The sequence below is a fragment of the Streptomyces sp. NPDC046308 genome (assembly GCF_055588065.1).
Window position 1 is genome coordinate 524,943 of the sequence record NZ_JBVJFB010000001.1, and the last position, 12,777, is coordinate 537,719.

Here is a 12,777-nt window from a genome sequence, read left to right on the forward strand (position 1 = left end):
CCCCACACCCCTCTTCTCAAGCATGGGGGGGGGGGGGGGGTATGGGCAGGGTGGGTGGGGGGGGGGGGGTTGGGGGGTTGTGTTTTTGGCGGCGCCGGCCCCGGCGCCGGTGGGAGCGGGAACGGGAGCCGGAGCGGTGACCACGATGTCCGTGTCGAAGCCGGTCCGCACGACCGCCTCGGAGACGACCGCGCCGAGCGGGACGCGGTCGCGGACCGGCCGTTCGGCGCCGGCGTCCAGCCGGGAGATCTCCAGCAGGTCCTCGACCAGGCGGCGCAGATCGCGCACCCGGGCCCGGAGCAGATCCTCGGTCTCACCGCGCGGCAGCAGATCTGCGGCGGCCAGCAGGCCGCCGACGGGGGTGCGGAGCTCGTGGGCCACGTCCGCGGTGAACTGACGCTCGGTGCGCAGCCGTCGGCTGAGGCTGTCGGCCATGAGGTCGACGGTGGCGGCGATGTCGGCCACCTCGTCGCCGCCCTTGGTGGGCCCGGTCCGGGCGTCCAGGTCCCCGGCGGAGATCCGGCCGGCGGTCTCGGAGACCCGCCGCAGCCTACGGGCGAGCAGCCCGGCTCCGTAGACCGCCGGGGGCGCCGCGGCCGCGAGGGCGACCAGGGAGGCGAGTGCCATGCTCACGTCGAGACGCCGCAGCCGGTGGAGTTCCGAGCTCATGTTGACCCGGACGGCGAGCACCGGACCGTCCGGGCCGGCGGTCCGCTGGGCGGCCCAGACCGTGGGCCCCACGTTGCCTTCGACGTGCCCGTCGAAGGCCACGTGCCGGACTCCGTCGGCGGGGCGGCGCAGTGCGGCGGGCAGCTCGGCCGGGTCGAGCTCGGCACCGTCGATCAGCGTTCCGGTGCGCCGGTAGGTGGCCATGGCGGAGTACACGGTGTTGAAGGCCTGGGCTTCGGCCCGGCCGCGGATGTCCTGCGCGGTCCACAGGTGGACGAGGACGCCCACCGCGGCCACGACGAGGAACGCCGTGGCCGCGGCCAGCGCGGCGATCTTCCAGCGCAGGGACACGCGGGCCGGCCGCGGCCGGTGGAGCGCTCGCACCGGCCTCAGCGCCTGAGCTTGTAGCCGAAGCCGCGGACCGTCTCGATCCGGTCCCGGCCGAGTTTCCTGCGCAGCCGCTGCACGCAGAGGTCGACGACGCGGCTGTCGCCGTCCCAGCCGTAGTCCCACACGTCCCGCAGCAGGGTGTGGCGTTCCAGCACGATGCCCGGGTGGGCGGCGAACACCAGCAGCAGCTTCAGTTCGGTCGGGGTCAGCGCCACCGGGCTGCCGGAGACGAAGACCTCCAGGCCGCCGGTGTCGAGGGTCAGGTCTCCGAAGACCAGCGACTCGCCCTCGGACGGGGCCCGCCCGTCCGAGGGGGAGTCGCCGGCCGTACCGCCGGGATCCGGGGCGGGCGGCGCGGGTGCGTAGGTCGCCCGCCGCAGCAGCGAACGGATGCGGGCCACGAGCACGTACGTGTCGACGGGCTTGACCACGTAGTCGTCCGCGCCGGCCTCGAGACCGGCGACGACGTCGAGTCCGTCGCCGCGGGCGGACATCATCAGGACCGGCACCAGGCTGGTCTCCCGGACCCTGCGGCACAGGCCGATGCCGTCCAGGCCGGGCAGCATCACGTCCAGGATCAGCAGGTCGAAGCTCTCCTCGCGGAAGAGCTCCAGCCCGGCCAGCCCGTCGGCGGCGGTCTCCATCCGGTAGCCGTAGCGCTCGAGGGCGACGGTGAAGGACCGGCGCATCAGGTCGTCGTCCTCCACGAGCAGCACGCGAACGGGTCGCGCGGAGGCCGGGGCCGGTGCGGGGGCCGGGGGCTGGGCGGACGAGGACACGTGCGGATGACTCCTTGTTCGGACGGTCGCGGAACACGGGACCTGAAAGGAACGATATGGCAGACATCGGGCGGGGCCGCCCCCGCGCGGACCGGCGCACGCGTTCGATGGACGACCAAGCGCTCCCTGATACCCGCCCGATACAAACCGTGCCGCCCCGGGGTCGCCGCATCGGTGAGCCTGCTTTCGGCGGGCGGCGCCGCACCGCGCGCCGGGGCCGTGAAGATGACTGGACACGCCCGGACGCGATACGAAGTCCCCGTGAACGAAGAGATCCAGTCCGAGACCGTCCGCGTGTTCATAGCGCTCGCCCCGCCCGACGACGCGAAGGAAGAGCTGGCCGAGCGGCTGCGGCCGGCGTACGCCGCGTACCCGGACATGCGCTGGAACCGCATCGAGGATTGGCACATCACCCTGGCCTTCCTCGGCGAGCTCCCCGTCGCCGCCGTCCCGCTGCTCAAGGCGCCGCTCGCGGATCTCGCCGCGGCCCGGCGGCCCCTGAAGCTGGCCCTGCGCGGCGGCGGGCACTTCGACGAACGGGTCCTGTGGACCGGGATCGAGGGAGAGCTGGAAGGGCTGCACCTCCTCGCCACCGACGTGCGCGCGGCGGTCCGCGCCTGCGGCATCGACTTCCTGGAGCGGCCGCTGCGCCCCCACCTGACCCTGGCCCGCTCCCGCCGCAACGACCGCACCAGCGCGGTGGAAGCCGCGGCCGGGCTGGCCGCGTTCAGCGGCCGCCCGTGGCAGACCCGCCGGCTCCACCTCGTCGGAAGCAACACCGGCCGCGGCCCCGGACCCATTCACTACCGCGACATCCAGGCCTGGGGCTTCGACGGCGACCCGGACTGAGAACCCGTGGCCGGACGGAACCGTAATGATCATTTTTGGCGTCTTTGTCGTCACGTGATCGTCAAACGGAATGAGGAGAGCCGACGTGGAGCAGACCCGTCGAGCGGTACTGACTCTGGGAGCGGGGGCGGCGCTGGCCGCGGCCCTGCCGACGGGCGTGGCGCATGCGGCGCCGCACGGCGGGGACGGTGGGGACGGCGGCGAGGGCCGGGTCGTTCGGCAGCTGCGCGCGCTGGAGCGCGAGTACGGCGCGCGGCTGGGGGCGTACGCCCGGGACACGGCCACCGGCAGGACGGTGGCGTACCGCGCCGACGAGCTGTTCCCCATGTGCTCGCTGTTCAAGACGATGGCAGCGGCGGCCGTGCTGCGGGACCTGGACCGTGACGGCGCGTTCCTCGCCCGGCGCATCCTGTACACGCCGGACGACGTCACGGCCGCGGGCGGCGGCTCGGTGACGGAGCGGCCGGAGAACATCGCCGGCGGGCTGACGGTGGCCGAGCTCTGCTCGGCGGCCATCGCCCAAAGCGACAACGCCGCCGCGAACCTGCTGCTGCGCGAGCTGGGCGGCCCCACCGCGATCACCGACTTCTGCCGTTCGGTGGGGGACCGTACGACGCGGCTCGACCGGTGGGAGCCCGCGCTGAACTCGGCCGAGCCGTCGCGGGTCACCGACACGACCAGCCCGCGGGCCATCGGCCGGACATACGGGCGCCTCGTGCTCGGCGAGGCTCTGGCCCCTCGGCACCGGGAGCTCCTGACCCGCTGGCTGCTGGCCAACACGACGAGCGGTGACCGGTTCCGGGCCGGCCTGCCCGTCGACTGGGTGATCGGGGACAAGACGGGCTCCGGGTCGTACGGGACCAGCAACGACGTGGGCATCGCCTGGCCGCCGGGACGGCCGCCCGTGGTGCTGTCCGTCCTGACCACCAGGCCGGAGGCCGCCGCGCCGCGTGCCGACGCGCTGGTCGCGAAGACCGCCGGGACACTGGCGGCGGCGCTCACCTGACGGCCCGACACATCAGGTTCGTCGTACTAGGCTTGACACCGTGGACCTCTTCTCGGACTCCTGGGCGGCGTTGCGCGCGGCGGTGGCCGACCTGCCCGACGAGGACTTCGCACGGCCGTCCGGATGCGCCGGGTGGCTCGTGCGGGACCTCGTGTGCCATCTGGTCATCGATGCCCAGGACGTGCTGATCACCCTCGTCACCCCCGCCGCGACGGAGCCGACCCGCGACGCGGTGACCTACTGGAACCTCGTCGAGCCCCCGACCGGCGAGGACCCGCTCGACGCGCTGACCGTGCGTCTCGCCGCCGCGTACGGGGAGCCGTGGCTGCTCAGGTTCCACCTCGACGACGTCGGTTCCGCCGCCGGCCGCGCCGCCGCACTCGCGGATCGCGCGGTCCCGGTCGCGACCCGGGACGTGGTGCTCACCACGGGCGACTACCTCACCGCGTACGTGCTGGAGTGGACCCTGCACCACCTCGACCTGATCGCGCACCTCCCGAACGCGGCGGAGCCGCCCGCCGAGGGACTCGCCCGGTCGCGCGAACTGCTGGAGAAGATCGCCGGTGCGGCCTTCCCCGCGTCGTTCTCCGACAAGGACGCCTTGCTGATCGGCACCGGGCGGCGGGCTCCGACGGAAGCGGAGGAGGCCGAACTGGGCAGGTCCGCCACACCGCTCCAGGTCCCCCTGGTCCTCGGCTGACCGCGACCCGCCGGCCCCGCGCCGAATATCCGCTGGGACTCACGGGCGGGTCTCTGTGACAATCCGCCCTGATGATCACCACTGTCGAACAGCTGCTGTCCGCACTCGACTCCCTACCGCACCAGGCCCGCCTCCGGCACACCGCCGTGACCGCGCACGCGCTGGCGGCCCGCGGCGAGCTCCGGCCGCTGCTCACCGCACTCGACCGGCTCGGCCCGTACGAACGGCGGCTCGGTGCGCTCGCCGCGCTGGCCGGGGCGGACACCGACCACCTCGCCGCCCGCCTGGCCGACCCCGACCCGATCGTCCGCCGCTACGCCCTGCGCGCCGCCCGCACCTCGGCCGTACCCGACCGTGCCGTCGAGGCCGCCTACGACAACGCCCCCGCCGTTGTCCGCGCCGACCTCGCCCGGCTGCTGCGCGACGGCGGCCGGCCCGCCCTGGCCGAGCGCCTGCTGCCGCGGCTGCGGGCCGAGCGCGGCGACCGGGACGCGGCCCTGCTGCTGCCGGGCTGCTCACCGGAGTTCACCGCCCGGATGCTGCCCGAGCTCGCCGGCGCCGTCGCCTTCGAGGGCTGGAGCCTGCTGGCCCGCCGTCACCCGGCGGCCGTGCTCGACCAGGCCGAGCGCGACCTCGCCGCGCTGACCCCCCGGTTGCGCGCAGGCTGGTGGCCGCAGCACGCCAACGGGATCGCGGCGGCCCTGCCCGCCGCCCCCGCCCGGGTGCTCGACCTCCTCGAACGCTACGGCCCCGGGGACCTGCCCGACCCGCTGCACGACCGGCTCGCCGACCTCGTCGACGCGGACGCCGAGCGCACGGCGCGCTGGCTCGCCGATCCCGGCCGGCAGAGCTTCCGCTGGGAGCGCACCCCGAACCCGTCGGCGCTGCGCCGGCTGGTCGCGGCCGCACCGCCGTCCCTGCACCGGCTCGCCGCCCGCTGGTCCCACCGGGGCGCCTACGTCACCATGATGCGGGCCGTACCCGTCGCGGACCGGGTGGCCTTCCACGAGGCGGTCGCCGCCGCGAGCCGCCACCCCGTGTCGATGGGCACCCCCGATGCGGTACTGGCCCTGTTCCCCGCGGCCGAACGGCACGCCCGGGCGCGGGCGGAGGTCGCGCGGGGCCGTGCCGAACGGTGGTCCGTGTACGAGGTGTGGTCCTCCCTCGCCATGCTCCCGCCGGCCGAGGCCCGGCCGGAACTCCTCGCCGCCACCGGCTCCGGTGACGCCGACGACCGGGCACTGGCCTGGCGGGAGGTGACGGCCAACGCCGGGTACGCGGCGGACCCGGCGGAAGTGGCCGCCGTACTGGACCTGGCCGCGCGCCGGCTGCGCAACGAACGCGATCCGGTGCGCCGGTCCGTCCTGGAGGCCTTCGCCGCCCTGTCCGCGCCGCTGCTGGCGGCGGCCCTCACCGGGCCAGCGGGCCACGTCGGCCGCGACGACCTGCAACGGCTCTGCCTGGACGCCCTGCGCGCCCGCGACTGCGCGCCGGCCACCCGGACCGCCGTCCACACCCTCGCCGTCACCCTCCTCAACACCTCCGCCGACGGGGAGCTCCTCGGCCTCGCGGTGCAGCTGCTGGGGGCGCTCACCGCCCGCACCGGGGCACTCGCTCCGGCCGTCCGGCTGGACCGGGCACTGCGGCACGGCCGCGAACGGGCCGTGCTGGACGCCGTACGGCCCTGGCTGGAGACCGCGGCCGGGCGGGGCGATCCCACACCGCTGCTCGCCCTGGTCGAGGCGTTCGGCAACCGGGCGCGCCGGATACCCGAGCTCCAGGAGCGCCTCGCCGACGGCCTGCGCGAGTGCCCCGAGGGCGCGTTCGCCGGCCTGGCCGCGGCCTGGCTTGCGGACCCCGCGACCCGGGCCGGTCGGGTCGCCGTACTCCTGGAGCGGGAGCCCACCGCGGCGGCGCTCGGCCCCGTACTCGACGTGCTCGCCGCCGACCGCACCGACCTGCTGGACCACGCCCTGGCCGACCCGCTGCCCGCCGGCCGCTTCCCGGTCCCCGGCACGGCCCGCGCGCTGCCGTGCTTCCGCCGTGCGGACCGGTGGCTACCCCGTCAGCAGCGGGCCGCCGTACTCCTGGCCGAGACGGCCCTCGCCGACCCCGGCCGCTCCCTGGACGAACGCGCCGTGCTGCTGCGCGAGGCGGCCGCGGTCCCCGGGTACGGGTGGGACCTCGTCCGGCGGTACGGCGGCGCGGACGAAGCGGACTCGGACCCCGCCGCACCAGCGGACCCCGCCGCGGCGGCCGCCGCGGCCGTCGCCGACGGCCCGGACTCCGCCCTGCGCCTGCTGCTCGACAGCGTGGGGCGGGACGACGCGGCCGCGGTCTGGGCGGTCGCCGACCAGGTGGCGCTCCGGGCTCGCCCGGACGCCCTCGCCGCCCTCTTGCACGACCTGCTCACCCGGGAACGGGGGGTGAAGCTCACCGTCCGCAAGTCGGCCGCACGGCTGGCGGTCCGCCACCTTCCGCCGGCCGAGGCCGCGGGACTGCTGGCCCGGGCGGCGCTCGACGCCTCCGCGCACCCGGACCTGCGGACCGTGGCCGTCGCGTCGGCCCGTGCCCTGCTCCCCGCCGAGGCGGCCTGGTCACTGTTGGAGTCCGCCGTCGCCGACGGCCCGGAAGGCGCCCGCCGCGCCGTACTGTGCGGCCCCGCCGGGGTGGCTCGCGCGCACCGGTCTCGTTACGGCCGGCTGGTCACCGGTCTGCTCGCCACCGCCGACGACCTCACGACTCAGAGCGTGCTCTGGGCGCTGGAGGAATGGGCCGCGTACGCGCCCACGGTCGCGGGGACGCTCGCGGACATGGTCGCCGACCTGAGCTCCTCCCTCATCTGGGAGCCGGCCGGCAAGTCCCTGCTGGGCATCGCCGGATCGGAGCAGCCCCATCCGACGGGCGGAGCGGCACCCGGCAGCGCGGTCCACGGGGCCGTCGCCCGGCTGCTGGCCGCGATGGCGTCCGGCGATGGCGGGACCGGCGATGCGGTGGGCGCCGACGCCGACGGCGTTGACCTGCCCGCCCGCCATCGGCTGCAGCACCTCATCGGCTCGTCCGCCGTCACGGTGCCCCAGCGGTTGTGCGGCCCGCTCGCCCGGCAGTTGGCCTCCGAACCGCGGCTGACCGGCCTGCGCGTCTCCCTGCTCGTGCGGGCCGTCGATCCGGCCGCGCCCGAGGCCGAACTGACCGCGGCCTGTCGCGAGCTGAGCGCCGCCGTCGCGGACCGCCCCGCGCTGGCGGGCCGCTGCGCCGAGCAGCTGCTGCGGCGGCACCACTACGCCTCGCGCAGCCTGACGCACCCGGAAAGGGCACTGGCAACCGTACGCACCCTGACCGACGGCACCGGCACCGACGGGCTGTTCGCCGTGTCCCTCGCGGCCGCGCTCGGTCCCGGCCTGGACTGGCCCGGGCCCTGGAGAGCCGCCGTCCGCGTCCTGCGCCGTCACCGGGACGCGGAGGTCCGCGAGGCGGCCGACGCCGTCGACCTCAGCGCCGACTGACGACCGCGCCGGAGTGTGATGCGGCCCGGGCGGCGTACGGGGGGCTCGTTCCGGTTCCGCCGCGGGGCGACGGCGGCCTCGTCTACGGTGGGCCCATGAGGCTGCTGCTGACCTCCGACACCCATGTGCCCGCGCGGGCCCGGTACCTGCCGCAGGCCCTGCTGACGGCCGTCGACGAAGCCGACGTGGTGGTCCACGCCGGGGACTGGACCGACGAGGCCACGCTCGACGTGCTGGAGTCGAGGTCGCGGCGCCTGCTCGCCGTGTACGGCAACAACGACGGGCCCGCCCTGCGCCGCAGACTGCCCGAGATCGCCCGCGCCGAACTCGGCGGCCTGCGCTTCGCGGTCGTCCACGAGACGGGTCCGGCCACCGGGCGCGAGCGGCGTTGCGCGGCACGCTTCCCCGACGTGGACGTCCTGGTGTTCGGCCACAGTCACATCCCGTGGGACTCCACGGCCCCGAGCGGGCTCCGGCTGCTCAACCCCGGCTCTCCGACGGACCGCCGGAGACAGCCCCACCACACGTTCCTGACCCTCACGGTCGCGGACGGCGCCCTGCACGACGTCGTTCTGCACCGGCTGGCCGAACGGTCCTGAACCGCGGGACGCCGCATCCGGGCACCGATGCGGTACTTCGCCGCCGGGCAACGCGCATGCCGCGCCAGCCGAGTTGGGGCGATTGTCCGGCTCGTCCCTGTGTTGGCCCTGCGGGTTTCCTTAGGGCAACCTGAAGAACGCCTCCAGCGGCCTCTTCGCGCTGGTCGGCGACCTAGGCTCAGGCGGACTCCCCCTCCTCCCCTTCTCCTGTGAGGTGTCACCGTCATGAGCCGCAGCCACACTCCCGAAACGCCGTCCCGCGCCGAGGCGCGACGGAAGAGGACGGTGCGCACCCGCATCGTCCTGTCCGTCACCGCGGCGGCCGCGGCGGTGGCGGTCGGGGTCGCCGTGGCCGATTCCGACGGTGAGGCCGGCAGGGACAAGCGGGCCGACGGCGTCGCCGGCCAGGCGGCCGGGACCGCGGGGACCGGTGACGGCGTGGGGACGGCACCCTCCCCTGCCGTCCCCACGCCCACCACCGACGCCACGGCCACGGCGAGCCCGAGCCCGTCCGGCACGCCGGACGCCGGCGCCTCCGAATCCGCCGCGCCGAAGCCCGCATCCGAGGAGAGCAGCGCCCCGGCGAAGCCGGCCCCGACCCGGGCCGCCGACCCGACGCGCAAGCCGTCGACGACCACGGGCGGCGGTTCCGGGGGCTCGGGCGGTTCGGGTGGCTCGGGGGGCTCCGGCTCCGGCTCCGGCACCGTCAACGGCGATGCCGAGTCCGCCGTGCTCGCCCTCGTCAACAAGGAGCGGTCCGCCGCCGGGTGCGGCGCTCTGACGATGAACGCCAAGCTGAGCGCGGCCGCACGGACGTACAGCGACACCATGGCCCGCAGCGGCGTCATGTCGCACACCGGCCCCGACGGGTCCACCATGACCAGCAGGGTGGAGGCCGCCGGATACGGGTGGTCCCGCCTGGGCGAGAACATAGCCCGGGGGCAGGCCGACCCCGACGCCGTCATGAACGCGTGGATGAACAGCTCCGGCCACCGGGCCAATATCCTCAACTGCGCCTTCAAGGAGATCGGCATCGGTGTCCACAAGGGCGACGGCGGCCCGTGGTGGACGCAGGACTTCGGCACTCCGAGGTAGCGGCAACCGGCCCGGCGCGGCCCCTCTCCCCGGCGAACCAGCCACCCCCCACGTCCACGTCCTCCGACCCGTCCCATGGGCCGGAGGACGTCGGCGTTCCCCGGCCCGCCCGGCGGGCCCGCACACGGGGTTGCGGGGCTTCCCCGGGGGGAGGGGTGACGGTCCGGCCGGCGGGTCGGCCACTATGGGGCCGTGCCCCGGATTCCGCGTTACCTGTTCATATGGCTGTCGTGCACCGCCACCAGCGTGACCGCCGTGCTCGCCACGGTGCAGTTCGTGGTGGGCTCGACCAGGCACACGCCCCCGGTCGCGCGGTCCGCCCCGGTGGTCATCGACACCCCGCCGGCCTGGGAGGCGGGCAGCCCCGCGCCGAGCGAACCGTCCGCCTCGGCGTCAGCGAGCCCCTCCCCCACCCTGACGCAGCGACCGACCCCCTCGGCGGCGACCCCGGCCAAGGCCTCGCCGGGCACCCCCCGGACCACCGCGCCGAGGACCTCCGTGGACTGCGATGAGGGCGGAGCGGGCCTGCACACCGTCCCCTCGCAGGGCGGCAAGGTGACGGTGCGGTACGGGAGCCGGGGCGTGTGCCTGATCTCCGCGATCCCCAGCCGCGGGTTCAAGGCCACCACCGCGCAGACCTCGGACGACACCCTCACCGTCACGTTCTCCGGGGCCGACCACCGGTCGGTGGTCACGGCCACGATCGTCCCGTCGGCGAAGGCCAGCGTCCGCGAGTCGTCGTTCTGACATCGGTCCCTTTCGCGCGTTTCACGCCTTGTACGCCCTCATGCGCAAGGCTCCGGCGAAGCGGAAGGTGAGCGCTTCCTTAGGGCAACCTCAAGATCGTGCCGAGGCGGTTCCACGGGCCCGGCCGGGGCCTATGCTCGCGTCAGCCGAGCGGCCCTCGGCGCCGGGAACCGTATCCGGCGAACCCCCGGGCCGTCGGTTCCGCCGCGCCGGAAGGCATTCGGCCCTTCCCGCAGTCCGCATCGTGCCTTGGGGTGTCTTCGCCATGAGTTCTCGCCTGCTCCGACCCGTCCGCGCCGACCGCCGTACGACGGCGCCCCGGTCCGCCGCACCCCTGGGGACGCGCTTGCCGCTGGTCGCCGTCGCCGTGGTCGCGGCGGGACTGACCGCCGCCTGCGGGCCGTCCTCCCAGCCCGTCGGATCCGCCGCGCCGGCCAAGGCCGGACAGTCCTCGGAGGCCGCTCTCCCCTCCGCGTCGGAGTCGGCGACCGCGTCCCCCGAGGCCTCCGCGTCCGCCTCCGCCTCGCCGTCCGACTCCGCGTCCGCCTCCGCCTCCGCCTCGCGCGCCGCGAGCGCCTCGGCCGCCCCCTCCCGGACGCCCTCCAAGCCGGCCCGTACGTCCGCCGCGCCCGAGCCGGCCCGCGTACCCGGCCCCGGCTACGACAGTTCGGCCGACGCCCAGAAGCAGATAGAGGCGGCTCTGCGGGCGGCCAAGGCCGACGGGCGGGCCGTGCTGCTGGACTTCGGCGCGAACTGGTGCGGCAACTGCAAGGCCGCCGACAAGGTGTTCGCGCAGCCGCAGACCACCGCGCTCCTCGGAGACTCGTACCATCTCGTCAAGGTGGACATCGGCGGCAACAGCTCCGCCAACTCGGCGCTCCTGCGCAAGTACAGCCCGTCGGGCGGCACGTACACGATGCCCGTGCTGGTCGTGGTCTCCCCGTCGGGCACGGTGCGCACCGACACCCACGTCACGGGCAACCCGTCCCTGACCGCGGACGGCATCAACGCCTTCCTGCGCAAGTGGGCGTCATGAGACGACGGGTCCGCAGGGCCGTGCTCGCGCCGGCCGGCGCGGGACTCGCGGTGGCGGCCGGCCTGCTCCTCGCCGGTCTCCTGACGGACGACGGCGGCGTCGAGGCGGCGCCGGGCGGCGGGGCCGGCGGGATCAGCACCGCCGCCGGGGCGCGGGTCCTGGACCCGGGCGCCCGGCGGGACGCGCCCACGCTGGCCGGCGACGACCTGGACGGGAGGCCGACCGGCCTCGCCGGGCTCCGCGGGCACGTCGTCGTCCTCAACGTCTGGGGCTCCTGGTGCGGCCCCTGCCGGGCGGAGGCCGAGGACCTGGCGCGGCTCAGCCGGGAGACCCCGGGCGAGGAGGTCCGGTTCCTCGGGATCAACACGCGGGACCCGGACCGGGCCGCGGCCCGTTCGTTCGTACGCGAGCACGGCCTGGGCTTCCCCAGCCTCCACGACCCCGCCGGCGAACTCCTGCTCCGCTTCCCGCCCGAGCTGCTGAACCCCCAGGCGGTCCCCTCGACGCTCGTCATCGACCGCCGCGGACGCGTCGCCGTCGCCATCGGGGGCGCCGTCACCGACGAGCAGTTGCGGCCCCTGCTCGCGCGCGTCGTGGAGGAGGAGTCGTGACGGGGGTGGCGGCCGTGTACGGGACGCTCGCCGTCGCGGACGCGCCCTCCCTGGTGAACGGCACGCTGGCGATCGCGGCCCCCGTGGCGTTCGTCGCGGGACTCGTCTCCTTCCTCTCGCCGTGCGTACTGCCGCTCGTACCCGGCTACCTCAGCTACGTCACCAGCCTTTCGGTCGCCGACCTGGCGGACGCGCGCGGCGGGCGCCGCAGCCGCATGGCGACCGGGGCGCTGCTGTTCGTCCTCGGCTTCACCGCGGTGCTCGTCTCCGGCGGCGCCCTGTTCGGCTACTTCGGCCGGACCCTCCTGGCGCACCAGGAGACGGTCACCCGGGTGCTCGGCGTCTTCACGGTGCTCATGGGGCTGTCGTTCATGGGGTTCCTGCCGGGGTTCACCCAGCGGGAGTTCCGCAGCCACCGGCGTCCCACGCTGGGGCTGGCCGGAGCGCCCCTGCTGGGGGCGGTGTTCGCGGTCGGCTGGACCCCCTGCATCGGCCCGACGCTGGCCGCCGTGCAGGCCCTCGCGTGGACGGAGGCCAGCGCGGCCCGCGGCGCCCTGCTGATGGTGGCGTACTGCCTCGGGCTGGGTCTGCCGTTCCTCCTCGCGGCGCTGGCGTTCCGGCGCGCCCTGGGCGCGTTCGGCCTGGTCAAGCGCCACTACCCGTGGGTGCTGCGGATCGGCGGCGGCATGCTCGTGCTCGTCGGCGTGCTGCTCGCCGCCGGGGTGTGGAACGACCTGGTGTACCGGCTGCAGTTGTGGAGCGCGAGCTTCAGCACGGCTCTCTAGAACCG

12 protein-coding genes are annotated in these 12,777 nt (G+C 75.4%); 10 read left to right on the forward strand and 2 right to left on the reverse strand.

Annotated features, from left to right (window positions below):
* Together ACZ6JT_RS02405 and ACZ6JT_RS02410 are read right to left on the reverse strand one after the other, a co-directional pair.
* Nucleotides 1-1,053, reverse strand: a 1,053-nt coding sequence (locus ACZ6JT_RS02405; protein WP_469206326.1) for a histidine kinase dimerization/phospho-acceptor domain-containing protein, incomplete at its 3' end; no start/stop codon positions are given.
* A 5-nt stretch (nt 1,054-1,058) separates the two neighbouring features.
* Nucleotides 1,059-1,748: a response regulator transcription factor gene (locus tag ACZ6JT_RS02410; RefSeq protein WP_469208141.1), complete on the reverse strand. Its 690-nt coding sequence runs from the start codon at nt 1,746-1,748 to the stop codon at nt 1,059-1,061.
* 351 nt (nt 1,749-2,099) lie between these two features.
* On the opposite strand from ACZ6JT_RS02410, the gene thpR reads away from it, so the two are divergent.
* The 10 genes from thpR (at nt 2,100) to ACZ6JT_RS02460 (ending at nt 12,772) form a co-directional block, all read left to right on the forward strand.
* Nucleotides 2,100-2,687 (forward strand): RNA 2',3'-cyclic phosphodiesterase, encoded by a 588-nt coding sequence (gene thpR / locus ACZ6JT_RS02415; protein WP_469206328.1) that lies wholly within the window; start codon nt 2,100-2,102, stop codon nt 2,685-2,687.
* A 70-nt stretch (nt 2,688-2,757) separates the two neighbouring features.
* Nucleotides 2,758-3,693, forward strand: coding sequence for a class A beta-lactamase (gene bla / locus ACZ6JT_RS02420; protein ID WP_469206330.1), 936 nt, complete (start codon nt 2,758-2,760; stop codon nt 3,691-3,693).
* 40 nt (nt 3,694-3,733) lie between these two features.
* Nucleotides 3,734-4,393 carry a maleylpyruvate isomerase N-terminal domain-containing protein gene (locus ACZ6JT_RS02425; RefSeq protein WP_469206332.1) on the forward strand — a complete coding sequence of 220 codons (660 nt, stop codon included), beginning with the start codon at nt 3,734-3,736 and terminating at the stop codon, nt 4,391-4,393.
* Between the two features lie 71 nt (nt 4,394-4,464).
* The gene (locus ACZ6JT_RS02430; protein ID WP_469206334.1) at nt 4,465-7,899 is read left to right on the forward strand and encodes a hypothetical protein; all 3,435 of its coding nucleotides are present in this window, start codon (nt 4,465-4,467) and stop codon (nt 7,897-7,899) included.
* A gap of 95 nt (nt 7,900-7,994) precedes the next feature.
* Entirely contained in the window at nt 7,995-8,498 is a 504-nt protein-coding gene (locus tag ACZ6JT_RS02435; RefSeq protein ID WP_469206336.1) for a metallophosphoesterase family protein, read from the forward strand.
* 225 nt (nt 8,499-8,723) lie between these two features.
* Entirely contained in the window at nt 8,724-9,593 is an 870-nt protein-coding gene (locus ACZ6JT_RS02440) for a CAP domain-containing protein (protein WP_469206338.1), read from the forward strand.
* 192 nt (nt 9,594-9,785) lie between these two features.
* Nucleotides 9,786-10,340, forward strand: a complete 555-nt coding sequence (locus ACZ6JT_RS02445; protein WP_469206340.1) for a hypothetical protein — start codon at nt 9,786-9,788, stop codon at nt 10,338-10,340.
* Nucleotides 10,341-10,605: 265 nt separating this feature from the next.
* Entirely contained in the window at nt 10,606-11,376 is a 771-nt protein-coding gene (locus ACZ6JT_RS02450; protein ID WP_469206342.1) for a thioredoxin family protein, read from the forward strand.
* Complete coding sequence (locus ACZ6JT_RS02455; protein ID WP_469206344.1) at nt 11,373-11,987, forward strand: TlpA family protein disulfide reductase; 615 nt, start codon at nt 11,373-11,375, stop codon at nt 11,985-11,987. Before ACZ6JT_RS02450 ends, ACZ6JT_RS02455 begins: the two co-directional genes overlap by 4 nt.
* Entirely contained in the window at nt 11,984-12,772 is a 789-nt protein-coding gene (locus ACZ6JT_RS02460; protein ID WP_469206346.1) for a cytochrome c biogenesis CcdA family protein, read from the forward strand. The genes ACZ6JT_RS02455 and ACZ6JT_RS02460 overlap by 4 nt, the downstream gene beginning before the upstream one ends.
* The last annotated feature ends 5 nt before the right edge of the window (nt 12,773-12,777 follow it).

What these genes read in the sequence shown, in the direction of transcription:
- ACZ6JT_RS02430 (WP_469206334.1), top strand. Translation starts at nt 4,465, where the DNA reads ATGATCACCACTGTCGAACAGCTGCTGTCCGCACTCGACTCCCTACCG.
- ACZ6JT_RS02410 (WP_469208141.1), bottom strand. Translation starts at nt 1,748, where the DNA reads ATGCGCCGGTCCTTCACCGTCGCCCTCGAGCGCTACGGCTACCGGATG.
- ACZ6JT_RS02435 (WP_469206336.1), top strand. Translation starts at nt 7,995, where the DNA reads ATGAGGCTGCTGCTGACCTCCGACACCCATGTGCCCGCGCGGGCCCGG.
- ACZ6JT_RS02455 (WP_469206344.1), top strand. Translation starts at nt 11,373, where the DNA reads ATGAGACGACGGGTCCGCAGGGCCGTGCTCGCGCCGGCCGGCGCGGGA.
- bla (WP_469206330.1), top strand. Translation starts at nt 2,758, where the DNA reads ATGAGGAGAGCCGACGTGGAGCAGACCCGTCGAGCGGTACTGACTCTG.
- ACZ6JT_RS02450 (WP_469206342.1), top strand. Translation starts at nt 10,606, where the DNA reads ATGAGTTCTCGCCTGCTCCGACCCGTCCGCGCCGACCGCCGTACGACG.
- ACZ6JT_RS02440 (WP_469206338.1), top strand. Translation starts at nt 8,724, where the DNA reads ATGAGCCGCAGCCACACTCCCGAAACGCCGTCCCGCGCCGAGGCGCGA.